Consider the following 24,042-nt stretch of genomic DNA (forward strand, 5'->3'; position numbering starts at 1 on the left):
GGCATATTTTGTTTACAATTTCTTCCTTAAGCAAGGCTAATCCCTCCCTATCATCAAATCCAACAAATTCTGATACACTTCGCCTTATATAGATAAACATTGATTTTAAAAGAATTTCCGAGTAAATCACTTGGATATTTTCCTCATACGTAATAAATGTAATAAAAATACAATTAACCAAATTATCCACTATTCCAACTTCCAATTTCACAGGAACAAATCATGAGTGAAAATTTGTTAACCCTGACCATAGACGGCCACGAAGTCAAAGCTTCCGCCGATTCGTCAATCATCCAAGCCTATGCACGTTCGGGCAATGCGATTACTGCCAACGTCGGCTGCATGGGTCAAGGCGTATGCGGTTCCTGCCGCTGCATGATTCGTAAAGAAGGCGAGCGCGAAGTAACGACTGCACTGGCATGCGAGACCAAAGTCGAGGAAGGCATGCAGGTCAGCTTCTTGGACTACTTTATTCCTGAGCATATCCAATATTACGACGTGAGCGAGATTGGCGACGGCTGGAACTGGTTGGACGATACCGCCAAAGCCTTCCCTGAAGCGCAAAACTGCCGTCATTGCGGCGGCTGCAACCGCGCCTGTCCTAAAGGTTTACAAGTGGAAAACGGCGTAGCACAGGTAGTTTCCGGTGATTTCGGCGCGGCTGCACTGACCTTCGACCAATGCGTGATGTGCAACCTCTGCACCCTCTCCTGCCCAGAACACATCCGTCCGAACCACTTGGGCCTGTTCGCCCGCCGCATGAAAGCGGCGCGTACGTTGCGTCCGGTGGATTTGATGCGCCGCCTGCGCGAAATCGACAGTGGCAAAATGAAAGTCGAATTTGAAGAGGAGTCAGTGTGATGGCTAACAAAATCCAAGGCATAGACTACGAAACCGCCCTTGCCAATCTGCGTGCGTCCTCATTGGAACTGCGTGGCGATTTACCTGAAAAAAACGAATTGCTGAGCCAGTTTCACCCCGACTATCAAGCCGATGCGCGTGTGAAACTGCCTATCGGCCCGAACCAAGGCGATTACTGCCACCCTGACCTGGCCAAACTCTTAATCAGTCAGCCTCTGATTGACGACTATGATTTGTCTGGTGCAGAACACCTGAACACCGACGTCTTGGTGATCGGCGGCGGCGGTGCAGGTGCGGCGGCGGCATTGTCTGCGACTGAAGCCGGCGCACGCGTCATCATGGCAAACAAGCTGCGTATCGGCGACAGCAATACCGTGATGGCCGAAGGCGGCATTCAGGCGGCAGTCGGCGCGGAAGACAGCCTGCAGCAACACTTTGACGACACCATCAAAGGCGGCCACAACGCAGGCAAAAAAGAATTGGTGGCACAAATGGTTACCGACGCGCCGTCCGCCATCCGCTGGCTGATTGGCTTGGGCATGACTTTCGACCTTGCCAAAGGCGCGGACAGCAACGGCATGTTGAGCCGCAAACGTGCAGGCGGTACAACCGTACCGCGTATTTTGAGCTACCGCGACTTTACCGGCCTCGAAATGATGCGCGTACTGCGCGAAGCAGTCGAACTCGACGAAAACATCACCCAGCTCAACCGCCACCCCGCCATCGAATTATTATCAGACGAACACGGCCGCTGCGTCGGCGCGATTTTGTACGATTTGGAAAAACGCTCTTTGGTATTGGTTCACGCCAAAGCCGTGGTCTTGGCAACCGGCGGCAGCGGACGCCTGCACTTGCAAGGTTTTGCCACTTCCAACCACTATGGCGCGACTGCAGACGGCCTGGTAATGGCTTACCGTATCGGCGCGAAACTGCGCGATGTCGACTCTTTCCAATACCACCCGACTGGCGTCGCCCATCCGCCACACTTGGCAGGCGCGCTGATTTCTGAAGCCGTCCGCTCTGCAGGCACCAAACTGGTCAACGGTTTGGGCGAGCGTTTTGTTGACGAATTGCAGCCGCGCGACGTCGTTGCTGCCGCCATCCTGCGCGAGTGTCGCGAAGGCCGCGGCGTGGTGCGCGACGGTCAAGTCGGCGTGTTCCTCGACACCCCGCGCCTGATTGCCAACGACCCCGACGTGTTGAACCGTTTGGTAACACTCGGCCACGTCGCCCACAAATGCGGCATCGACCCTGCTGTTGAGCCGATGATGATTCATCCGACCCTTCACTATCAAAACGGCGGCATCGAAATCAACGGCGACGGCGCGACTTGCGTGGAAGGCCTCTATTGCGCCGGCGAAGTAACCGGCGGTATCCACGGCCGCAACCGCCTGATGGGCAACGCACTTCTGGACATCATCAGCTTCGGCCGCCGTGCCGGTAAAGCCGCGGCAAATTGCGGCCTGCCGCTGAAAAAAGTACGCGGCGGTGTCGGCCACGTCCACGACCTGCAACGCGAAATGACCCGCGCCGGTCTGACCAGCGACATCAAAGCCCCCGTTTTATATCCCGACTACGGCAAATTCGATTTGCGCGAACACGCCGGTTTGCAGGAGCAACAATCATGAATCAAGCCAATCAAAACTTACTGCACCCTTCCCGCCAAGTCGGCGCGGATTTGGCCGCGTGGCGCAAAGTCGGCGGCGGCGAAGGCCTGCTGGCGGCACTTGCCGATCCTCAAAGCATCGTTTCCAAGCTGCAAGACGCCAACCTCTGCGGCATGGGCGGCGCAGGTTTCCCGACTTGGCGCAAATGGGAGGCAGCCGTCGCAGCCCAAAGCAAACACGGCGACAAATACGTCGTCTGTAACGCCAACGAAGACGAACCGGGTACGTTCAAAGACCGCGTATTGCTGGCGAAAACGCCGCACCAAGTTATCGAGGGCGTACTGATTGCCGCCGTCGCCTGCCGCGCCAACAAAGCGATTATGTATGTCAACCCGCACCAGACCGAATCCGTCGCCGCCATCGTGCCCGCCATCGAGCAATGGAAAAAAAGCGATTTGTTCATCCGCATCGAAAACTATCTGGGCAAACCTTTGGATTTGCAGCTGGTTGAAACTTCGGGCCGTTATATCGGCGGCGAAGAAACCGCTGTCATTTCATGGTTGGAAGGCGGCTTCCCCTTCCCTCGCCGCAAACCGCCTTTCCCTGCCGAAAGCGGTGTCAACGGTGAACCGACCCTAATCAACAACACCGAAACCTTCGCCAATATTCCGCAAATCCTTGCCAAAGGCGCGGAATGGTACAAATCGCTGGGGTTGGGCGATGCCGCAGGTACGAAACTCTACTCGCTCTCCGGCGACGTATTGAATCCTGGCCTGTACGAGCTGCCGATGGGTACAACGCTGAAATCACTGATTTTCGATCACGGCGGCGGTATGCTTGAAGGCCGCACGTTTAAAGCCGTCTTCACTGGCGGTCCATCAAACACGCTTCTGACTGCCAAAGATTTGGATGTGCCATTGGACTTCGTTTCCGTGCGCGAACGCAAATCCAGCCTCGGTACGGGTGCGATGATTGTGATTTCCGAAGGCACGAGTGTAGTGCGTAAAGTCTCTGAATATGTGGAGTTTTTTGCTGCCAACTCATGCGGACAGTGCCCGCCGTGCAAAGGCGGCACGTTCCAACTTTCCCGCCTGCTCAACCGCGTGGATACCGGTATCGGCACTCCCGACGACCTGCGCGCCTTGCAAAGCCTGTGCCAACTGCTGCCCCGAAGCGGCCGTTGCGGTTTGATTGACGGCGCGGTAACGGTTCTGCAAAGTTCGCTGCGTACCTTCCCCGAAGAGTACGGCCTGCCGGCGGAGCAGGAGTAAATCGGTATTGTTTTCAGACGGCCTATTACTGTAAAGGCCGTCTGAAAAACGATACCCGCCCCCCTTTCTCTTCTTTCTAAGATAGAAAAGAAACCCATTAAGAAAAATACCTTCCGAACCTACCAAAATACGTTCAGACGGCCTTAAGCAACACTCAGGCCGTCTGAAAACCGATTTCCCAATTCTTTAATCCTCAAATTAGGAGATTCAACATGGGCTTCAAGCCAATTCCTGCTGCGGTCGCACTTGTGCTGACGCTGCTTATCTGGTTCGTTATCCCCGTTCCTCAAGGCGTATCGCCTGACGCATGGCATCTTTTGGCATTGTTCGTCGGCATCATCGCCGGCATCATCGGCAAAGCCATGCCCATCGGTGCCATGGCAATTTTGGGCATTACCTTGGTTGCACTGACCGGCGTGACCAACGAAAAAGCCGCCGATGCAACCAAAGACGCTTTGAGCAGCCTCAACAACTCGCTCATCTGGATGATCGGTATCGCTATCATCATTTCACGCGGCCTGTTGAAAACCGGCTTGGGTATGCGTATCGGCTACCTCTTGATTTCCCTCTTCGGCAAACGCACGCTGGGCGTTGGTTACAGCTTGGCGCTGGCCGACTTGGTCATCGGTCCGGTAACGCCGAGTAATACTGCGCGCGGCGGTGCCATCGTGCATCCGATTATGAAATCCATTGCCTTGAGCTTCGACTCCGACCCAGAAAAAGGGACGGAAGGCAAAATCGGTAAATACCTTTCACTGGTCAACTTCCACTCCAATGTAATTACCTGTCTGATTTTTATCACCGCCACCGCACCTAATCCGCTGGTGGTCGAATTGGTTGCCAAAGCCACCAATTCGGAGATCCAACTCTCTTGGGGTACTTGGTTCTTGGCAATGGTCGTACCCGGCCTGATTGCTATGCTGCTGATGCCGCTGGTGCTGTATTTCCTGTATCCGCCTGAAATCAAACAGACCCCCAACGCCACTGCATTGGCAAAAGAGCATTTGGCTGCCATGGGGCCGATGAAGCATGAAGAAAAAATCATGCTGGGTATTTTCTTAGTTCTGCTGCTGTTGTGGGCGGGTATTCCTGAAATGCTGTTCGGCGTGAAAGTGGACGCTACCGCCACCACCTTCCTCGGCTTGAGCCTGTGCCTTTTGACCGGCGTACTGACTTGGGACGACGCGCTGAAAGAAAAAAGCGCGTGGGATACCATCGTCTGGTTCGCGGCCTTGGTGATGATGGCAAACTTCCTCAACAAACTGGGCCTCATCAGCTGGTTGTCCGACTCCATGCAAAGCGGTATCGCCCACATGGGCTTGGGTTGGGAAGCCGGTTGCGCCCTGTTGATGCTGGCCTACCTCTACGCCCACTACGTTTTCGCCAGCGGTACGGCACACGTTACCGCCATGTTCGGCGCATTCTACGGCGCAGGCTTGGCCTTGGGCGCGCCACCGATGCTGTTTGCCCTGATTATGGCAGCCGCTACCGGCATCATGATGTCGCTGACCCACTACGCCACCGGTTCCGCACCTGTCATTTACGGCTCAAACTACGTCAACATGACCGAATGGTGGAAAGCCGGCTTCATCATGAGCGTGGTCGAAATCCTGATTTTCAGCACTGTCGGCATCTTGTGGTGGAAAGCCTTGGGCTATTGGTAATCCTTTAGCCGATTGAAAAATCAGGCCGTCTGAAACTCCAATTTCAGACGGCCTTTTGTTACAATTTCATTTTTACCAAACACACTCGATTACCGTGAAAATACTCATTCTCGGCAGCGGCCAAGTCGGCTCGACCGTCGCCCAAAACCTCGCCTCCGTTCCCAGCAACGACGTTATCATCATCGACATCGACGAAAAAGCGCTCAACCGCATCAGCAGCCGCCTCGATGTCCAAACCATCGTCGGCAACGGCGCATCGCCCTTTACCCTCGAACAGGCAGGCGCGGCAGATTCCGACCTCCTGCTTGCCCTGACCCGCAGCGACGAAACCAACATTGTCGCCTCCAAAATCGCCGCCGACCTATTTAACATCCCCAGCCGCATCGCACGCGTGCGCTCAAGCGAATACCTTGAATACCCGGTTGCCGGCAGCGACAACCCCGAAGAAGGCAGCCTCAACATCTTCGGCATTACCGAAACCATCAGCCCCGAACAACTGGTTACTGAACAACTCGTCGGCCTGCTCAACTACACCAGCTCATTGCAGGTACTCAGTTTTGCCAACGATAAAGTGCGCATGGTGATTGTTCAAGCCCGCAAAGGCGGTTTGCTGATCGGCCGTGAAATTGCCGACATCAACCAACATCTGCTCGAAGGCGTGGACTGCCAAATCTGCGCCATCTACCGCAACAACCGCCTGATCGTCCCTACCCCGCAAACCGTCATCATCGAAGGCGATGAAGTCCTGTTTGCCGCCGACATCAACAGCGTGGAAGCCATCATGCGCGAATTACGTCCGAAAGAAGCGCGCACCCGCCGCATCATGATCGCCGGCGGCGGCAACATCGGCTACCGCCTCGCCAAGCAGCTCGAGTCCAAATACGACATCAAAATCATCGAATACAAACCCCACCGTGCCGAATGGCTGGCCGAAAATCTAGACAACACCCTCGTCCTGCAAGGTTCCGCCACCGACGAAACCCTGCTGGACGAAGAATACATCGACGAAATCGACGTCTTCTGCGCGCTGACCAACGACGACGAAAACAACATCATGTCCAGCCTGTTGGCAAAAAACCTTGGTGCCAAACGCGTAATCACCATCGTCAACCGCTCAAGCTACGTCGATTTGCTCGAAGGCAACAAAATCGATATCGTCGTTTCCCCCCACCTGATTACCATCGGCTCCATCCTCGCCCACATCCGCCGCGGCGACATCGTTGCCGTCCACCCTCTGCGCCGCGGCACGGCCGAAGCCATCGAAGTGGTGGTACATGGCGATAAAAACACTTCCGCCATCGTCGGCCGCCGCATCAGCGGCATCAAATGGCCGAGCGACTGCTACATCGCCGCCATCGTCCGCGGCGCAACCGGCGAGGTCATCATGGGACACCACACCGAAACCATCCTCCAAGACGGCGACCACATTATCTTCTTCGTCTCACGCCGCCGCGTCCTGCCGGAGTTGGAAAAACTCATTCAAGTCAAAATGGGCTTTTTCGGTTAAGCCTAAAATCCATTTGCTTGAAGCCATAAAAAGGCCGTCTGAAAACCTTTTCAGACGGCCTTTATTCATTGTTTTATTTACGCTTTGGCAACACTGTTTTTACGGCCAAACCAAACAAAACCAATCACGCCCAATACAATCATCGGCACGCTCAACCATTGACCCATGGACAAACCCAAGGTCAACAGGCCGAGATAGTCGTCAGGCTGGCGGGCAAATTCTGCAATAAAGCGGAACAATCCGTAACCGCCCAAGAACAATGCTGCCGTTTGTCCGGCCGGACGCGGTTTTTTCGAGAAAATCCAAACGATAACAAACAGGCAAATGCCTTCAAGGGCAAACTGGTAAAGCTGAGACGGATGGCGCGGCAACATGCCGTATTGTTGCAGCCATTCAGCCCACAAAGGATTGTGTGCCGCGGCTTCCGCATCTTCGTAACGCGCTTGGGGGAAACCCATCGCCCAGAAAGCATTGAGTTCGGTCACACGTCCCCAAAGTTCGCCGTTGATAAAGTTGCCGATACGGCCGGAAGCCAAGCCCAGCGGTACGAGCGGTGCAACGGTATCCATCAATTTTAAAATGCTGATGTTATGCTTACGGCCAAACAGCCACATGGCAACGACCACACCCAAAAAGCCGCCGTGAAACGACATGCCGCCTTCCCACACTTTGAAAATATCCAACGGGTTGGCCAAATAGTCGGAAAATTTATAAAACAAAACGTAGCCGATACGGCCGCCCAAGATGACGCCCAAGATACCCCAAGTCAGGAAATCGTCGAGTGTTTCTTTGGTAAACACAGAATTGCCCTGCGCGATACGGCGGCGGCCCAAAATCGTAAACAGGATAAAGCCGACAATATAGCTCAAGGCATACCAGCGGATGGCAAGCGGGCCGATGCTGATCAGCACCGGATCAAACTGGGGATGTATCATCATAATGTATGTTCCTTATCTCAAAGGCCGTCTGAAAGCCTGAACTTTCAGACGGCCTGTATGCAGTGTTAGGCGGTTTAACGCAAATCGCCAACCACATTCAAAATAGCAGACAACATGGCCTCGCCCAAGCGCAGCGAGCGTTGGCCGTTCCAGCCGAAATCGTCGTCCGGCAGGTTGGCATTGTCTTTAAACGGCATTTCCAAAGTATAGGCAAGGCAGTTGAAATGATTGCCAACCCAGTTGGTCGCCAAAGTCATATTTGCCTGACCCGGCGCATCTTTGTCATAGCCGTAATCGTCTTGGAAATCTGGGCTGGCATTGAGCAGCGCGAGTTTGAATTGGTCTTCCAAGGCTTCGATGCGCTCGTTGTAGTTCGGCACGCCTTCGGTACCGGCCACAAAGACAAACGGCAGGCCTTCATCGCCGTGAATATCCAAGAACAAATCCACGCCGGTTTCCATCATTTTTTCGCGCACGGTAAAGACTTCGGGGCTTCGCTCCAAAGTCGGGTTTTCCCATTCGCGGTTAAGGTTGGCGCCGGCGGCATTGGTGCGCAAATTACCCAAAACCGAACCGTCCGGATTCATATTCGGCACAATGTAGAAAGTCGCACGGTCAAGCAACATGCGCGCGGTCGGATCTTGCGGATCAAGTAGGCGGCCCAGCAAACCTTCGACAAACCATTCCGCCATGGTTTCGCCCGGATGTTGACGGGCGATAATCCAGACTTTCATGTCGCTTTCGACTTGGTTGCCGATGGTCAAAAGATTAATATCACGGCCTTGAACGGTACTGCCCAAGTCGTCGATACGGCACAAGCCGCTGCCCTGCGCATCGCCCAAAAGGTTCAAATGCTGCTCGTTGGAATAAGGCTCGAAATAAGCGTAGTAAACGCTGTTGGACAAAGGCGTATGGTTGATGGTCAACACACCGTTTTCATAGCTGGTCGGCACGCGGAACCAATTTTGGCGGTCGTAAGAGGCGCAAGCCTGATAGTCCTCCCAGCCCAAAGGATACGCAGCGTCCGCCGCATTTTCAAAATGCATCACGCAGTTTTGATAGGCCGCACCCTGCAAACGGAAGTAAAACCATTGGGCAAACTCCGAAGCATTGTCGGGACGCAGGGCGAGACGGATATCGGCAGGGTTGCTCAAATCTTTGACAACGACCGAACCGGCATCGAATTGGGTGCTGATTTTCATCATGGGTATCCTTAGTAATCGGCAAAGAGGCCGAAGCAAACCGTCATTTTACCGTTTGCATGAGGCTGGTTTCAACCATTTAACTGATTTAACAGGATTTCAAGCGCTTGGAAATATTGTTTCAGACGGCCTTTGGGATTAAGATAAAGGCCGAAATCATGAAACAAGGTTGAAACCATGACTCAGCAACAATCTGTCTCCTCTGCGATCAAAGCGCGCGTCCTTGCCGAATCTTTACCTTATATCCGCCGTTTTTCCGGCTCCATCATCGTCATCAAATACGGCGGTAACGCCATGACCGAGTCGGCCTTAAAAGAGGGCTTCGCACGCGATGTCGTCCTGCTCAAACTGATCGGCCTACATCCCGTCATCGTTCACGGCGGCGGCCCGCAAATCAATGAAATGCTGGAAAAAGTCGGCAAAAAAGGGGAATTTGTTCAAGGCATGCGCGTCACCGACAGCGAAACCATGGACATCGTAGAAATGGTTTTGGGCGGACACGTCAATAAAGAAATCGTTTCCATGATTACCTCCTTCGGCGGTCGCGCCGTCGGCATTACCGGCCGGGACAACCACTTCATCAAAGCGGAAAAACTCCTGATCGATACGCCCGAGCAAAAAGGCGTGGACATCGGCCAAGTCGGCACCGTGGCCGACATTGATACCCGTTTGGTGGAAGGCTTGGTCGAGCGCGGCTGCATTCCGGTCATCGCACCCATCGGCGTAGGCCAAAACGGCGAAGCGTTCAACATCAATGCCGACTTGGTTGCCGGCAAACTGGCGGAAAAACTTCAAGCCGAAAAACTGCTGATGATGACCAATATTCCCGGCGTACTGGATAAAGAAGGCAAATTATTGACCACCCTGACGCCAAGCCGCATTGACGAACTGATTGAAGACGGCACGCTGTACGGCGGCATGCTGCCTAAAATTGCCTCCGCCGTCGAAGCCGCCAAAAGCGGCGTTAAAGCCACGCACATCATAGACGGCCGCGTTCCCAACGCCCTGCTCTTGGAAGTGCTGACCGATGACGGCGTAGGCTCGATGATTTTTGGCGAAGGCTAATCCGTTTCTCAGACGGCCTTATGCCTTATTTAATCAGCTTTTCACCCTAAAAAGGGTAAAAAATGTTACACTATACGGCTTATGTTTGTTTGAGCGATATTGACGTGAAACAAACTTACAGTCGGTTTCATATCGACTCCGATGCCATACTTGGCAAAGACGGTATAATGTCTGCATCCATCAGACTTTGGCAATCATCCTTAAGGCCGTCTGAAACGTAACAAAGCTACTTTTCTTTTACCATCCTATTTGGAGATATTCATGAGCGCAATCGTTGATATTTTTGCACGCGAAATTTTGGACTCCCGCGGCAACCCTACCGTAGAGTGTGACGTATTGTTGGAATCCGGCGTCATGGGACGCGCAGCCGTACCAAGCGGCGCATCAACCGGCCAAAAAGAAGCTTTGGAACTGCGTGACGGCGACAAATCCCGTTACTTGGGCAAAGGCGTATTGAAAGCCGTTGACCACGTTAACAACCAAATCGCGCAAGCCCTCATCGGCATCGATGCCAGCGAACAATCTTATATCGACCAAATCATGATCGAATTGGACGGTACTGAAAACAAAGGCAACTTGGGCGCCAACGCCACTTTGGCCGTTTCCATGGCCGTAGCACGCGCGGCTGCCGAAGATTCAGGCCTGCCGCTGTACCGTTACTTGGGCGGCGCAGGCCCAATGGCTCTGCCGGTTCCGATGATGAACGTAATCAACGGCGGCGAACACGCCAACAACAGCCTGAACATCCAAGAATTCATGATCATGCCTGTCGGCGCAAAATCTTTCCGCGAAGCTCTGCGTTGCGGCGCCGAAATTTTCCACGCACTGAAAAAACTGTGTGACGGCAAAGGTTTCCCAACTACCGTTGGTGACGAAGGCGGTTTCGCACCTAACCTGAACAGCCACAAAGAAGCCCTGCAACTGATCGTCGAAGCAACCGAAGCTGCAGGCTACAAAGCAGGCGAAGACGTATTGTTTGCCCTGGACTGCGCATCCAGCGAATTCTACAAAGACGGCAAATACCACTTGGAAGCCGAAGGCCGCTCCTACACCAGCGCAGAATTTGCCGAATACTTGGAAGGCCTGGTTAACGAATTCCCAATCATTTCCATCGAAGACGGTATGGACGAAAACGACTGGGAAGGCTGGAAACTGCTGACCGAAAAATTGGGCGGCAGAGTTCAATTGGTCGGTGACGACTTGTTCGTAACCAATCCAAAAATCTTGGCTGAAGGCATCGAAAAAGGCGTGGCAAACGCATTGCTGGTTAAAGTAAACCAAATCGGTACATTGAGCGAAACCCTGAAAGCCGTTGACTTGGCCAAACGCAACCGCTACACCAGCGTAATGAGCCACCGTTCCGGCGAAACCGAAGACAGCACTATTGCCGACTTGGCAGTTGCCACCAACTGTATGCAAATCAAAACCGGCTCCCTGTCCCGTTCTGACCGCATGGCGAAATACAACCAATTGTTGCGCATCGAAGAAGAATTGGCTGAAGCCGCTTACTACCCTGGCAAAGCCGCATTCTACCAACTGGGCAAATAAGAAAAATATAGGATATTGATTGTATGAAGTGGGTGACTTTTGTTTTAACCTTCGCACTTTTGTGCTGTCAGTACAGCCTTTGGTTTGGCAAAGGCAGCGTCGGGCATACGGAAGAATTGCAGGAGCAGCTCGTCCGTCAGGAGGAAAAAAACCAAACGCTCACTTTACGCAACAATTTCCTCAATGCGGAAGTTGAAGACTTGGCACACGGACAAGAGGCCATCGCCGAAATTGCCCGCGTCGAATTGGGCTATGTTCAAGACGGCGAAGTATATTACCGAATCATCGACCGCCGCTAAACCCTATCAAACAAAGGCCGTCTGAAAACACACTTTTCAGACGGCCTTTTTATCGCAATCGCTATATAATCACATATCCCAAAATCAAATTACACCCATCATGTATGACGTAAACACCCACGATGTCCGCCGATTTTTTGCCCACGTCTGGCAACACAGGCTCGCACCGCTCCAATTGGACGGCCTACAGCAAAAAGCCTTACGCATTATCGAAGCCCATCCCGAATACGGACACTATCTCGAAAACATCGAACAATATTTAGATAAAGAATGGCTGCCCGAAGACGGCGAAAGTAACCCATTCCTGCATATGTCGCTACACCTTTCACTACAAGAGCAAAGCGCCATCGACCAGCCCCCGGGCATCCGTGCCATCCACCAACAACTTTGCGCCCGTTACAACGGCGACTGGGTCAAAGCCGAACACGATATGATGGAAGCCTTAGCAGAAACCATCTGGGAAGCACAACGCTACAGACGGGGCCTTGATGTCAACGCCTACATGACCCGCTTGCGGAAATTGGTCGGCTTAGGCCAAGAAGAAAACGCCCGCCTCAATCCCCATGAAGTCAGCCTGATGGATACAAAGTAACTTCTTTTCAGACGGCCTCATCCCATACAAATCCTTACACTCACCAAAGCCAACGTTTCCATCTTTCATGCTAAATTACTTTTTTGAAATCCCCTTATAAGGAAACCAAAATGCTCCGTCCAGCCTTTACCGCCCTACTGCTAGCCGCCTCCTTGCCCGTAGCAGCAGAAAGCCTCAACTACAACATCGTTGAATTTTCCGAATCCGCCAACATGGAAGTACCACGGGACACCATGACCGCGTATTTCAGCGTCAATGCAGAAGGCAAAGACCGTCAAGCTGTCAACCAAGCCTTCATGAAGAAATTCAACCAGTTCAACAAAATCTCCCAAAACAGCAAATTTAAAGCCGAGCTGATGGAGCGCAACGCGTCCCCACGCTATCAATACACCAACGGCAAACGCACCCAAACCGGCTGGGAAGAACACGCTTACTTCAAAGTAGAAAGCAAAGACTTTGAAGCGCTCAACCGCCTGATTGCCGACAGCATCAATATCGCCGTTTTGGAAAACTCTTCATTTTCCGTATCCAAAGAAAAACGCGAAGAAACCGTCGACCAACTGAGCAAAGCCGTTATCCTGCGCTTCAAAGACCGCGCCCAAAACCTCGCCCAAACACTCGGCTTCTCCAGCTACAAAATCATCAAACTCAACCTGGGCCATATCGGCAACCGCCCAGTCGGCGGCGACTTTGCACACGCCAAAATGCTGCGTGCAATCCCCGCCGCAGAAGTGGCGGCAGGAATAGAAGATGGCGTACCGGCTTCTCCGGGTTCGGAAGAAATCAGCCTGACTGTTAACGGCTCGGTACAAATGTAGGATTTTCTTTTAAATCATTTTAAATTAAATCATTTTAAAGGCCGTCTGAAGTCTATTTTCAGACGGCCTTTACGTTGTTCAAAAATAGAAAAATATTCATATAAAGCAACCGAGCATCAAGACAACCCTTAAACTTTCAGTGGCAATAACTATTTCTAAACACAAAGCCTAGCCAACCTAATGACAACCCAATCAACAAGGCATCAGATGCTTTTCTATTCGTTTTCTCCCAACTGCGCTGCAACGCTGCGGAAATTCAGCAAAGCCGCTTCGATATTTTCAATGATTTCCTCGGCCAAAATATCGGGGGTGGGCAGATTGTCCAAGTCGGTTAAAGAATGGTCTTTCAGCCAGAAAATATCCAGGCTGGTTTTTTCTCGCTGATTGATTTCATCGATACTAAATTTACGCCAGCGTCCGTCGGGATTGTTTTCGGCATGATAGGTTTCCACACGTTTTGAACGGTCCTCAGGACAATAGCAGGCAATGAAATCCTGCAAATCTGCCAACTGCATCGGTTTTTTCTTCAGCGTGTGATGCACGTTGGTGCGGTAGTCATATACCCAGACTTCTTGGGTAACGGCTTTTTCCTGTGCGGGGCGGTTGTCAAAGAACAACACATTTGCTTTCACGCCTTGGGCGTAGAAAATCCCCGTCGGTAAACGCAAAATTGTATGCAAATCGGTCATCTGCAAGAGTTTTTTGCGCACGGTTTCGCCTGCGCCGCCTTCAAACAGCACATTATCGGGCACGACTACGGCCGCACGCCCGTTGTTTTTGAGCATGGTGTAAATATGCTGCAAGAAGTTGACTTGTTTGTTGGAAGTGGTTGCCCAAAAGTCTTGGCGGTTATAGACAAAATCTTCGGTTTCGGCTTCACCCTCGGCATTGGTAATGGTCATGGTGCTTTTTTTGCCGAACGGCGGATTGGCCAAAACCAAGTCCACTTTGCGAGGGCTTGGCGCAACCAAGGAATCATCGGAGCTGATCGGGCTTTCGCCGTCCATTTCGCCGATGCCGTGTAAAAACAGATTCATCAAACACAAACGGCGGGTATTGGCGACAATTTCATTACCGAAAAACGTCCCGTTTTTTAACCGCGCTTTTTGCTCGGCATTTAAATCGGCATGTTTTTCCAGATAGCTGTATGCACCCAGCAGGAAACCGCCGGTACCTGCCGCCGGGTCAGCAATCAGGGTATCTGCCTGCGGGCGGACGCATTCGACTATCGCCTCAATCAGAGCGCGCGGCGTAAAGTATTGCCCTGCGCCTGATTTGGTATCTTCGGCATTTTTTTCCAAAATGCCTTCGTAAATATCGCCTTTCACATCCACGCCCAAGCGCGTCCATTTGGTTTCATCAATCATCGCCACCAAACGGGATAATTTGGCAGGGTCTTGGATTTTGTTTTGCGCCTTGGCAAAGATTTGCCCAAGCAAGCCTTTACGCATACTTAAATCGCGCAACAAAGCAAGATAATGGCTTTCCAATTCCGCGCCCGTGCGGTCGGTCAGACTTTTCCAGTTGTATTCTTCAGGAATGCCGACATCACGTTTGTAGGGCGGCTGGCTGTATTCAAACGCCATTTTCAAGAAAATCAGATAAGTAATTTGTTCTAAATAGTCGCCGTAGCTTACGCCGTCATCGCGCAGCATATGGCAGAAACTCCAAACCTTTTGGACGATGGCGTTTGAAGTGTGGTTTTGCGTTGTGGTCATATTCGTTTTCTCTTTAATTTATTTATCCAAAATGCTGCCTGAAAAAGCCGCTTTTAAGACCGCCTGTTTAAGCAGCTCGGCTTGTTTGAGTTGCTTAGAAAGTTCGGCGGCGAGTTGGTCGCAGGCGGTAAGTTTGCTTTCTAAAATGGCAACGATTTGGGTTTGTTCGGTTAGGGAACAATACGGAACGATTAAATTCTCTAAAGTATTTAAATTAATGTTTTTTTGTGCTGTCGCAGGAGCATAAGATTCGATTTTGGTTCTCGCAGACTTTATAAATAATTCAATATATTCTGGTAATACCGCTTTTGAAGCAGAAAACCCGACGATACTATCGGGAAAACAAGCGTCAAATCCTAAAAAGGCAGTTTCAGCAATATTTGCAGCGATTGTGATACAAAGAGTCCCTTTCTGCCAAAGTTTGCTTTGCTCTAATCCAAATTCACTATATGTTTGTTCATATTTTTTAATGATTCGATTTGCAGCACGAACCTCTCCCGTTTGAATAAAAGGATATTTCCCTCCAAAAAGTTTTTTATCATTTCTTGGGCGATGTTTCGATTTTCCACGAGCTAACTCTCCTAGGTCTGATAATTTTCCCCATATCCACCCACTCGGCAAATCTGCAAAATTTTCTTCAAACTTAACCGCTTTTGTCGGTGCTTTGGGTTTGCTCGGTTTTTTCCCTTCTTTTCCATTTTGTTCCCATTGGCTGACGGCTGTTTGCCAGTCGGCAAGCTGTTGGGCGTGGTGTTGTTCTCGGGCCGTCTGAATTTGGGCGAGCAGTTCGTTTTCAGACGGCAAGGTGTCTGCGTGCTTGCTGCGCCATTCTTTGGTGAGTTCGCCGTTAAAGGCGTTTTTGAGCAGGGATTGGCGGTATTGTTGGATTTGCTGCGCTGCGGTTTTCAGACGGCCTATGCCCTCGTCGATTTCGTCAAACAGGCTTTCGATTTTATTAACGATGGCTTGTTGGGTTTCTTTGCTGGTTGGGTAGATAATGGGAATTTTTTTCATCGAACCTTGTGAGAGTTTTAGTCTAGTTGTACCTGATACATAACCACTAAAATTAAATTGGTTCAGATAATGGCAAATATATAAATTTTCCAAAACTGATGAGCTTAAAATGTGAGCATGATTATTTACCCAAAACTTCCCTTTAACGCAATAAGCAACATTTTTATTTGGTTCGAAAAAAGGAGCTGCATCCTCTCCTAATAAAACAAATTCTCCATCAAAAATATAATCATCAATTTTTCCAACCTCACCTGTCGCACCATAATAAGGAAAGAGTTCGTCAGTTTTTTTATTATTGATGCGCTGTTCTCTTTGTTCCCTATTTAATGGAACTCTTTTACTATCAAAAATCTCACAGATTTCTCCCAAAGTCGTTTTCTTCCACCCTTCAGGCAATTGCTGTTCTGTGGTCATTGTTATGCTGTCCATTGTCGGTTAATCTCGTCTAATAGGGTGTTAAAGTCTTGGTCGTTAGCGGCGACTTCGCTCAATACATCATAGGCTTGACCCAATCCGCCGTATTGGTTGAACGGGGTAAGTTCAAAGTCGTTTTCTTCGATGGCAAAGGAAGTGATGATGTGGTCACGAATCATGGTCAGCCATTGCATTTGTTCTTCGGTCAGCGGTTTGTCGGCGCGGGCGTTGTGTTCAAAGGTCCAGGTTTGGAAGTTTTTACGCACGGTTTTGGTAAACGGCGTGATTTTGTCATCAATGCCAATCACGCGGCGAACAAGGCTGACTAAGGCGGTGAGTTCGCTTTCTGCCTGTTCGCTGACGTTATCCAAACGCGCGTACGCCTGCCAGATATGGCTGAATGCCAATTTCGGTTTGGCTTTTTTGATGGCGGCCGCCAGCTCTTTAATCATCGCAAGGCTTAAGGCTTGGCGTTGATAAGGCTGATTATAGAAAATCTGCAAGGCGGTAATTTCGTCTTTGTTGCTGCGTATCCATTCGGCAAAATCTTGGGTCAGGGTTTCATCATTTTCTGCCCAGCCTGCGTGGATGACTTCATCAATCTCGGCGTCAATTTTCTGCTCGTTTTGTTTGCGGATGTCGTCCAATGTGGTGATGAGTTCCATGGAAAGCGGACGTGTGGCGGCTTTGACGCGTTGTTTTTGAACCTTGGCAAGATTTTCTTCAGACGGCATCTCATCGATGGAAATGCCTTCTTGTTCACAGGCAGCTTGATGAACTTCATCGGCATTGATGGCGTGAAATAAATCTTTGACCAGTTGCGATAATGGAATGCCGCCTGTGATGGCCGTAATCTGCTGCTGTTGTTCGTTATCCAGCTGTTTGTTTAAACGGGCAAGGCGTGCCGCCAGTGAGCTGATGCTGTCGCTATCAAATGCGCCGCCGAAGACGACGGCTTTTCCTAAATCGGAAAAGCTGACCGAACGCTTGGTGTCTAATTGTTGGCTTGCCGTTTTAAGCGATTTGGTAACACCGATGGCATCGACAATCACATAATGGGTTTTGGCGGATGATGCGGAAGGACTGACTTTTTGCAGGCCTTCTTTATCAAGCGTGCGTGTGCCGCGCCCTTTCATTTGCTCGAAATAGTTGCGGCTTTTGACATCGCGCATAAACAGCAGGCATTCGAGCGGGCGGACATCCGTTCCTGTGGCAATCATATCGACGGTAACGGCGATGCGCGGGTTGTAGCTGTTGCGGAAATTCGCCAAGACGGTTTTGGGTTCTTCGCCTTGTTCGATGATTTCGCCGTTCTCTCCCACAATATCGTCTTTGGCTTTGTACGTAATCTTTTTGCAGAATTCGTTGCCTTGCCCGAACTCTTCACGCACCATTTTGATGATGTCGTCGGCGTGGCTGTCGTTTTTGGCAAAAATCAAGGTTTTGGGTACTTCTTGACGATTTGGGAACATCACCGGTAAATGGTCGCGGAATGTCCGGATAATGGTGCGGATTTGGCTTGGATTGACAACATCCCTGTCGAGTTGTTTGGCGGTATAGTCTTCATCGCTATCTTGCTGCTGCCAGCGTTTGCGGCGTGTGGTGCGTTCGCGGTGTTCGACCAGCTCTTCTGCTTTGAATTTGCCGCCATCCAGGCTGATTTTGGTATTGATCAGATAGACTTCGTTGCCTACGTTTACGCCATCGGCAACGGCTTGCTCATGGCTGTATTCGCTGACGACATTTTGATTGAAAAAACCAAAAGTGCGGTTGTCCGGTGTGGCGGTTAAGCCAATCAGATAGGCATCAAAATAATCCAATACTTGTCGCCATAGGTTGTAAATGGAGCGATGGCATTCGTCGATAAAGATAAAATCAAAAAATTCGGGTGGCAGGTCCGGTTGATAGGCAACGGGCAAGGGCTCTTTTAAGCGGTTTTCCCATTCTTCTAATTCCACGCTTTCATCCGGTATCGCCATCTCTTCCCCTTTTAATAGGGAATACATGCGCTGAATGGTACAAATACAAACTTCTACGCCTTTGGGAATGTGCGGCGATTTAATCACTTGGGCGTTGTAGAGTTCGGTAAATTTGCGGTTGTCGTCAGACGGGGTAAAAACCAACATTTCCTGCTCGGCCTGTTCGCCCAAATTGACGGTATCGACTAAAAACAAGATGCGGCGTTTGCCTGTGTATTTGAGCAAACGATACATAATGCTGATGGCGGTATAAGTTTTACCTGCACCTGTGGCCATTTGAATCAAGGCGCGCGGTAAATCTTTTGCCAAAGAGTCTTGCATATTTTCGATGGCGGTTAATTGGCAATCGCGCAAACCAAGTTCGGCCGCAGACAGATGGTTGGGATTGAGTGGAGGAATAGCCTTGAGTTTGGCGCGCAGGGTATTTTTGCCCTCGCTTGCCCATTTTTGCAATGTTTCAGGACGATGAAAATGAAATACTTCACGGGCGCGAGGGGCAGGATCGTTGCGATTGGTAAAGCGGGTAATTACACCTGTGCTTTCATATAAAAAAGCAATATCCGCTTGCGGGATATGTTTGAGTTCGCTATCGGCATAACGCGCGCTTTGCTCTTCCACTGTGTTGAGCTTATGGCCAAAGTTTTCTTCTTTGGCTTCAATAATGGCAACCGGCTCTCTATCGACAAATAGCAAATAATCTACCGGCCCGCTGTCTGTAGGGTATTCACGCACTGCTACGCCCAAACCATTGTTGGGATTAAAGTGCTTCACCGACTGTATCGTCCAGCCTGCCTGCTCCAGTTTTTTATCGATAATGTCGCGGGCTTGCTGTTCTGGATGCTGGTTGTAGGTTATTTGTTTTCCCATATTTTTCCTAGGTACCTCGTTAGCTTTTATAAGAAATTAAAAATAAAGCCTTCCATGCTTTATTAATGAAATTGCAATGACTGTTTATTTTGTAACTATTTTTTATTGAACATCGAGTAATTAACACTAGATTTTACTACATGGGATTAATTACAGTAAGAAATTTGCCCGTTAAACAGTTTTTTCAAAAAAGAAAAGCCCTCTAATATACCTATCAAAGTCATTAGAGGGCTTGAAATTAACTAAATCTTAATTCATTACATAACTCAGAACGGAATATCGTCGTCGATATCCTCAACTGGAGCGGTCGGTTGTGCCGGAGCAGGACGACGGGCCGGGGCGGCCGGGGGTTCTTGCGCCGGGGCAGATTGGTATTGCTGTTGAGGCGCTTGTTGGTAACTGCTTTGGCTTGAATGACTGCCTTGGTTGTAGCCGTCATCGTATGGTGCGCCGCCGCTGTTGTCGTTGCGGCTGCCGAGCATTTTCATCTCATTGGCGATGATGTCGTAAGCGGTGCGCTCGATGCCGTCTTTGCCTTGGTATTTACGGCTTTGGATACGGCCTTCTAGGTACACTTGGCTGCCTTTACGCAGGTATTGGCCGGCGATTTCGGCGAGTTTGCGGTACATGGTGATGTTGTGCCATTCGGTACGTTCTACGCGTTGGCCGTTGCGGTCGTTCCAAGTTTCGCTGGTGGCAACGCTGAAGTTACAGACGGCCTCGCCGTTGGGCATATAGCGGACTTCCGGGTCGCGGCCGAGACGGCCGATGAGGATAACTTTATTCAATGACATTTTACACTCCTGTGATGATTTTTTCGGCGGCCTCTTGGTCGAATCCTTTTTGCAAGGCCTTGATATAAATGGTTTGTTTGTCTGCGCTGAAGCTGATGCTTTCGACGCCTTCAATTTCGGTCAGTTTTTGGTAAAGCAAATCCGGATTTTGTTGCCATTCGGCGTTAAGCGGATAGCTGAGGTTTTTGACGGGTTTTGGTGCCGGTAAGATGAGTGCCAATACCAGCCACAGCAGCATCAATACGCTACAAAAGGTAAAAACGCCTGAAAACCCATATTTTTGGAACAATAAGCCGCCGGTTGCGCCGCCGACAAACAAGCCGACTGACTGTAATGTGTTATACACGCCCATCGCCGTTCCTTTCAAATCGGACGGGGCGATTTTCGATACCATAGACGGCAGGCTGGCTTCCAATACATTGAAACCAATAAAATAAACAATCAAATAAGCGGTAATCAACCATATTGAGTGCATGCCAAACAACAAGCCAATTTGTGCCGCGGCAATGCAGACGATACCGAGAATAAACACTTGCTTGAGTTTGTTGCGCGTTTCACCAACGATAATCAGCGGCACCATAATAATCAGGCCGGTAATGGTTGACGGCAGATAGACTTGCCAGTGATGGATTTTTTCCAAACCCAACTGCGTCATGGCAAACGGCAATGCGGTAAATAATGCCATTTGCGCCGCATGCAAGGCAAAAATGCCGAAGTCGAGATTGAGCAGCTGGCGGTTTTTCAATACTTCGCCCATACGCGAAGGCTGCGCCTGCGTGTCTTCGTGCAATTTTGACTCTTCCGGCTCCGGCGTCATCCACGCAACCACGCCGATACTGATTACCGTCAGGATACCGGTCAGCGCAAACAGGCCGGATACGCCGATAAAGCTGGCAATCATCGGGGCAAGCACCAGGCTGACGGAGAAGGTCAAGCCGATACTCAGGCCGATCATCGCCATCGCACGCGTCCGCACTTCGCTACGGGTTAAATCCGCCAGCAAAGCCGTTACCGCCGCGCTGACGGCGCCCGCGCCTTGAATGGCACGCGCGGCAACCAGCATTTGCAGGCTGTCGGCAACTGCGGCCAAAAAACTACCGGCGGCAAACACAATCAAGCCGATATAAATCACTTTTTTACGGCCGAACTTGTCGGAAGCGATGCCCAATGGCAACTGTAACAAGGCCTGTGTCAGCCCGTAAATGCCCATTGCCATACCGACCAATGCTTTATTATCTTCCGCACCGGGCAACGAAGCGGCATACATCGCCAAAACAGGCAGCACCAAAAACATCCCCAGCATACGCAGTGCGTAAACGCCGGAGAGTGTGGTACTGGCACGCCATTCGTGCGGAAACATTTGAATGCGGTTATCTCTTGCCATAAATAATGTTTCAGACGGCCTTAAATTTGCGAAAGGCCGTCTGAAAGTGTGAATTAACAGATTTTCTGATTATACAGGATTCAAAGGAATTGCATGGGGCAAATCGCAAGCCGCTCAACCCCACTGCCATCTATTCCGCCACGCACCCAATACGGCATTCGGATATTTGTTGCTGCCCAAGCTGCCGTTAAACCTTGCCAACGCGCGGACAATATTGCCTTTTTCGATATTGTTGTAATGGCGCAGAATAGTGCAGCCGTAGCGCAGATTGGTGCGGATGTCGAAAAGGTTGTGCGACGGATTGCCGATATAGTTTTTCCAAAACGGCATCACCTGCATCAAACCGCGCGCACCCACGCCGCTGATGGCATATTGGCGAAACGCGCTTTCCACTTCAATCAAACCCAAAATCACTTGAGTATTGAGTCCGGCCCGGCTGCTTTCGTATTGGATATTGATCAGCAGACGGCGGCGCTCGCCTTCATCGGGAATAAAGCGTGCCAATCGGGAAGACATCGCCGCCAACCAACGCTCCCCTTCCCTTGCATCGGTAAACACCAGCCGCGCAGGGCTGGCGCTATTGATCGAACTGCGCATCACGGACGCCACATCATCAGCCAGCGTTTCTTCACGTTGCGCCCCCGCCCATGCGGCCGCAGGCGTCAAAAGCATGGCTCCGCCGACTTGCAACAGGCGGCGGCGTGATAAAAATAAGGAATCTTGGTTTTCCGATTTCATGTGTTTCTCTTTTTAGGCCGTCTGAAAAGTTCAGACGGCCTTTGATATATTTGCTTAAATATCGGCATTATAAAATACATCTATGAGCAGAATCAAAGAGCTGTATTCCTTTTATTGTCAAGTGATACCGCCTCAAGTAACATTTAGGTTTTTCTAATCAAGCGGTATTTTTTATGACCACCACTCCCGCCAACGTTTTAGCCTCCGTCGATTTGGGTTCCAACAGTTTCCGCCTGCAAATTTGTGAAAACAACAACGGCCAGCTGAAAGTCATCGACTCGTTCAAACAAATGGTACGCTTTGCCGCCGGCTTGGACGAACAAAAAAACCTGAGCGAAGCCTCTCAAGAACAAGCCTTGGAATGTTTGGCAAAATTCGGCGAACGCCTGCGCGGATTCCAACCTGAAAACGTGCGCGTGGTGGCCACCAACACTTTCCGCGTCGCCAAAAACATCGCCCAATTCCTGCCCCGTGCCGAAGCGGCGCTGGGTTTCCCCATCGAAGTCATTGCCGGCCGCGAAGAAGCGCGTCTGATTTACACCGGCGTAGTGCATACCCTGCCGCCCAAAGGCGACAAAATGCTGGTTATCGACATCGGCGGCGGCTCGACCGAATTTGTCATCGGTTCGGATTTGCAACCGCTGACCACAGAAAGCCTGCCTTTAGGCTGCGTAACGTACAGCATGCGCTTCTTCCAAAACAAAATTACCGTCAAAGATTTCCAAGCCGCCGTTTCCGCCGCGCGTATCGAAATCCAACGCATCAGCAAACTGATGAAGCGCACCGGTTGGGATTTCGCTATCGGCACGTCCGGTTCGGCCAAATCCATACGCGACGTTTTGGCGGCCGAATTGCCGCAAGAAGCCGATATTACCGCCCAAGGCATGCGTTATCTTGCCGATAGGATTATCGAAGCCGGTTCGGTTAAAAAAGCCAAATTTGAAAACCTCAAACCCGAACGTGTCGAAGTTTTTGCAGGCGGGTTGGCCGTGATGATGGCCGCTTTTGAAGAACTCTCGCTGACCAAAATGACCGTTACCGAAGCCGCACTCCGCGACGGCGTGTTCTACGACTTAATCGGCCGCAGTCTCAATGTCGATATGCGCGAACAGACAACGGCAGAGTTCCAAAAACGCTACCACGTCAGCCTCAACCAAGCCAAACGCGTTGCCGATACCGCGCAAGCCTTTATGAACAGCCTATGCCACGCCAAAAACGTAACCGTTCAAGAGCTTGCCCTGTGGAACCAATACCTCAGCCGTGCAGGCCGTCTACATGAAATCGGTTTGGATATCGCCCATACCGGTTATCACAAACACTCCGCCTACATTCTCGAAAACGCCGATATGCCGGGCTTCTCACGCAAAGAGCAAACCATTTTGGCGCAACTGGTTATCGGCCATCGCGGCGACCTCAAGAAAATGGCGGATATTATCGGCGACAACGAAATCATGTGGTGTGCCGTATTGTCCCTGCGTCTGGCCGCCCTCTTCTGCCGCTCGCGCCTGCCGCTCGATTTACCGCCGCAAACCCAGCTTCGCATTGATGAAAGCAACCACAGCTTCATCTTGCGCATCAACGCCCAATGGCTGGAGCAACACCCCCTCATCGCCGATGCGCTGGACTACGAAAGCGCGCAATGGCAAAAAATCGATATGCCTTTCTCGGTTCAAGCACAATAAACCGCGCTCCGTTATAATAGGCAGCTGTTCAAAATCCAAACCGCAGGCCGTCTGAAAACGACAGCCTGCCATACATCAAG

Annotated in this window: 19 protein-coding genes; 11 read left to right on the forward strand and 8 right to left on the reverse strand. The window is 50.8% G+C overall.

What is annotated here, in order from left to right; all coding sequences use genetic code 11:
* Nucleotides 1-222: 222 nt before the first annotated feature.
* The 5 genes from ACTHUG_RS05325 (at nucleotide 223) to trkA (ending at nucleotide 6,910) form a co-directional block, all read left to right on the forward strand.
* Nucleotides 223-861, forward strand: a complete 639-nt coding sequence (locus ACTHUG_RS05325) for a 2Fe-2S iron-sulfur cluster-binding protein (RefSeq protein WP_063068720.1) — start codon at nucleotides 223-225, stop codon at nucleotides 859-861.
* Nucleotides 861-2,489 (forward strand): FAD-binding protein, encoded by a 1,629-nt coding sequence (locus ACTHUG_RS05330; RefSeq protein WP_070838242.1) that lies wholly within the window; start codon nucleotides 861-863, stop codon nucleotides 2,487-2,489. The genes ACTHUG_RS05325 and ACTHUG_RS05330 overlap by 1 nt, the downstream gene beginning before the upstream one ends.
* Nucleotides 2,486-3,739, forward strand: coding sequence for a complex I 51 kDa subunit family protein (locus ACTHUG_RS05335; RefSeq protein WP_440385757.1), 1,254 nt, complete (start codon nucleotides 2,486-2,488; stop codon nucleotides 3,737-3,739). The genes ACTHUG_RS05330 and ACTHUG_RS05335 overlap by 4 nt, the downstream gene beginning before the upstream one ends.
* A gap of 212 nt (nucleotides 3,740-3,951) precedes the next feature.
* Complete coding sequence (locus tag ACTHUG_RS05340) at nucleotides 3,952-5,403, forward strand: DASS family sodium-coupled anion symporter (RefSeq protein ID WP_440385756.1); 1,452 nt, start codon at nucleotides 3,952-3,954, stop codon at nucleotides 5,401-5,403.
* Between the two features lie 94 nt (nucleotides 5,404-5,497).
* Nucleotides 5,498-6,910: a Trk system potassium transporter TrkA gene (trkA, locus tag ACTHUG_RS05345; RefSeq protein ID WP_440385755.1), complete on the forward strand. Its 1,413-nt coding sequence runs from the start codon at nucleotides 5,498-5,500 to the stop codon at nucleotides 6,908-6,910.
* A gap of 77 nt (nucleotides 6,911-6,987) precedes the next feature.
* Here trkA and lgt read toward each other — a convergent pair whose 3' ends face one another.
* Both lgt and ACTHUG_RS05355 read right to left on the reverse strand, forming a co-directional pair.
* Nucleotides 6,988-7,848, reverse strand: a complete 861-nt coding sequence (lgt, locus tag ACTHUG_RS05350) for a prolipoprotein diacylglyceryl transferase (protein ID WP_003746206.1) — start codon at nucleotides 7,846-7,848, stop codon at nucleotides 6,988-6,990.
* Nucleotides 7,849-7,922: 74 nt separating this feature from the next.
* On the reverse strand, nucleotides 7,923-9,053 hold the full coding sequence (locus ACTHUG_RS05355) for a M14 family metallopeptidase (RefSeq protein ID WP_003746205.1): 1,131 nt from the start codon (nucleotides 9,051-9,053) through the stop codon (nucleotides 7,923-7,925).
* Nucleotides 9,054-9,227: 174 nt separating this feature from the next.
* On the opposite strand from ACTHUG_RS05355, the gene argB reads away from it, so the two are divergent.
* From argB to ACTHUG_RS05380, 5 genes are all read left to right on the forward strand, one after another.
* On the forward strand, nucleotides 9,228-10,115 hold the full coding sequence (gene argB / locus ACTHUG_RS05360) for an acetylglutamate kinase (protein WP_440385754.1): 888 nt from the start codon (nucleotides 9,228-9,230) through the stop codon (nucleotides 10,113-10,115).
* Between the two features lie 261 nt (nucleotides 10,116-10,376).
* Complete coding sequence (eno, locus tag ACTHUG_RS05365; RefSeq protein ID WP_440385752.1) at nucleotides 10,377-11,663, forward strand: phosphopyruvate hydratase; 1,287 nt, start codon at nucleotides 10,377-10,379, stop codon at nucleotides 11,661-11,663.
* Between the two features lie 23 nt (nucleotides 11,664-11,686).
* On the forward strand, nucleotides 11,687-11,962 hold the full coding sequence (gene ftsB, locus ACTHUG_RS05370) for a cell division protein FtsB (RefSeq protein WP_003679613.1): 276 nt from the start codon (nucleotides 11,687-11,689) through the stop codon (nucleotides 11,960-11,962).
* A 100-nt stretch (nucleotides 11,963-12,062) separates the two neighbouring features.
* Nucleotides 12,063-12,554, forward strand: coding sequence for a DUF1841 family protein (locus ACTHUG_RS05375; RefSeq protein WP_107768938.1), 492 nt, complete (start codon nucleotides 12,063-12,065; stop codon nucleotides 12,552-12,554).
* A 110-nt stretch (nucleotides 12,555-12,664) separates the two neighbouring features.
* Nucleotides 12,665-13,372, forward strand: coding sequence for an SIMPL domain-containing protein (locus ACTHUG_RS05380; protein WP_440385750.1), 708 nt, complete (start codon nucleotides 12,665-12,667; stop codon nucleotides 13,370-13,372).
* 215 nt (nucleotides 13,373-13,587) lie between these two features.
* On the opposite strand, the gene ACTHUG_RS05385 is transcribed toward ACTHUG_RS05380, so the two are convergent.
* From ACTHUG_RS05385 to ACTHUG_RS05410, 6 genes are all read right to left on the reverse strand, one after another.
* Nucleotides 13,588-15,090: an N-6 DNA methylase gene (locus ACTHUG_RS05385; RefSeq protein WP_440385749.1), complete on the reverse strand. Its 1,503-nt coding sequence runs from the start codon at nucleotides 15,088-15,090 to the stop codon at nucleotides 13,588-13,590.
* An 18-nt stretch (nucleotides 15,091-15,108) separates the two neighbouring features.
* The gene (locus ACTHUG_RS05390) at nucleotides 15,109-16,518 is read right to left on the reverse strand and encodes a restriction endonuclease subunit S (RefSeq protein WP_440385748.1); all 1,410 of its coding nucleotides are present in this window, start codon (nucleotides 16,516-16,518) and stop codon (nucleotides 15,109-15,111) included.
* A gap of 2 nt (nucleotides 16,519-16,520) precedes the next feature.
* Nucleotides 16,521-19,364 carry a type I restriction endonuclease subunit R gene (locus tag ACTHUG_RS05395; RefSeq protein ID WP_440385747.1) on the reverse strand — a complete coding sequence of 948 codons (2,844 nt, stop codon included), beginning with the start codon at nucleotides 19,362-19,364 and terminating at the stop codon, nucleotides 16,521-16,523.
* Nucleotides 19,365-19,630: 266 nt separating this feature from the next.
* On the reverse strand, nucleotides 19,631-20,158 hold the full coding sequence (locus ACTHUG_RS05400; protein ID WP_003746178.1) for a single-stranded DNA-binding protein: 528 nt from the start codon (nucleotides 20,156-20,158) through the stop codon (nucleotides 19,631-19,633).
* A 1-nt stretch (nucleotide 20,159) separates the two neighbouring features.
* The gene (locus ACTHUG_RS05405; RefSeq protein ID WP_036491405.1) at nucleotides 20,160-21,542 is read right to left on the reverse strand and encodes an MFS transporter; all 1,383 of its coding nucleotides are present in this window, start codon (nucleotides 21,540-21,542) and stop codon (nucleotides 20,160-20,162) included.
* Between the two features lie 114 nt (nucleotides 21,543-21,656).
* Nucleotides 21,657-22,280: a lytic transglycosylase domain-containing protein gene (locus tag ACTHUG_RS05410; protein ID WP_003746174.1), complete on the reverse strand. Its 624-nt coding sequence runs from the start codon at nucleotides 22,278-22,280 to the stop codon at nucleotides 21,657-21,659.
* Between the two features lie 173 nt (nucleotides 22,281-22,453).
* On the opposite strand from ACTHUG_RS05410, the gene ppx reads away from it, so the two are divergent.
* A complete protein-coding gene (gene ppx / locus ACTHUG_RS05415; protein WP_440385746.1) occupies nucleotides 22,454-23,962 on the forward strand; it encodes an exopolyphosphatase in 1,509 nt (502 codons plus the stop codon).
* Nucleotides 23,963-24,042: the final 80 nt, after the last annotated feature.

This window comes from Neisseria sp. P0022.S009 (assembly GCF_051956675.1).
Lineage (GTDB): Bacteria > Pseudomonadota > Gammaproteobacteria > Burkholderiales > Neisseriaceae > Neisseria.

Coding starts and splice junctions, on each gene's coding strand:
- ACTHUG_RS05355 (WP_003746205.1), bottom strand. CDS start 9,053: ATGATGAAAATCAGCACCCAATTCGATGCCGGTTCGGTCGTTGTCAAA.
- ACTHUG_RS05325 (WP_063068720.1), top strand. CDS start 223: ATGAGTGAAAATTTGTTAACCCTGACCATAGACGGCCACGAAGTCAAA.
- ACTHUG_RS05400 (WP_003746178.1), bottom strand. CDS start 20,158: ATGTCATTGAATAAAGTTATCCTCATCGGCCGTCTCGGCCGCGACCCG.
- ftsB (WP_003679613.1), top strand. CDS start 11,687: ATGAAGTGGGTGACTTTTGTTTTAACCTTCGCACTTTTGTGCTGTCAG.
- ACTHUG_RS05405 (WP_036491405.1), bottom strand. CDS start 21,542: ATGGCAAGAGATAACCGCATTCAAATGTTTCCGCACGAATGGCGTGCC.
- ACTHUG_RS05390 (WP_440385748.1), bottom strand. CDS start 16,518: ATGACCACAGAACAGCAATTGCCTGAAGGGTGGAAGAAAACGACTTTG.
- ppx (WP_440385746.1), top strand. CDS start 22,454: ATGACCACCACTCCCGCCAACGTTTTAGCCTCCGTCGATTTGGGTTCC.
- argB (WP_440385754.1), top strand. CDS start 9,228: ATGACTCAGCAACAATCTGTCTCCTCTGCGATCAAAGCGCGCGTCCTT.
- ACTHUG_RS05410 (WP_003746174.1), bottom strand. CDS start 22,280: ATGAAATCGGAAAACCAAGATTCCTTATTTTTATCACGCCGCCGCCTG.
- ACTHUG_RS05380 (WP_440385750.1), top strand. CDS start 12,665: ATGCTCCGTCCAGCCTTTACCGCCCTACTGCTAGCCGCCTCCTTGCCC.
- ACTHUG_RS05330 (WP_070838242.1), top strand. CDS start 861: ATGGCTAACAAAATCCAAGGCATAGACTACGAAACCGCCCTTGCCAAT.
- ACTHUG_RS05335 (WP_440385757.1), top strand. CDS start 2,486: ATGAATCAAGCCAATCAAAACTTACTGCACCCTTCCCGCCAAGTCGGC.
- lgt (WP_003746206.1), bottom strand. CDS start 7,848: ATGATGATACATCCCCAGTTTGATCCGGTGCTGATCAGCATCGGCCCG.
- ACTHUG_RS05375 (WP_107768938.1), top strand. CDS start 12,063: ATGTATGACGTAAACACCCACGATGTCCGCCGATTTTTTGCCCACGTC.
- ACTHUG_RS05385 (WP_440385749.1), bottom strand. CDS start 15,090: ATGACCACAACGCAAAACCACACTTCAAACGCCATCGTCCAAAAGGTT.
- eno (WP_440385752.1), top strand. CDS start 10,377: ATGAGCGCAATCGTTGATATTTTTGCACGCGAAATTTTGGACTCCCGC.
- ACTHUG_RS05340 (WP_440385756.1), top strand. CDS start 3,952: ATGGGCTTCAAGCCAATTCCTGCTGCGGTCGCACTTGTGCTGACGCTG.
- ACTHUG_RS05395 (WP_440385747.1), bottom strand. CDS start 19,364: ATGGGAAAACAAATAACCTACAACCAGCATCCAGAACAGCAAGCCCGC.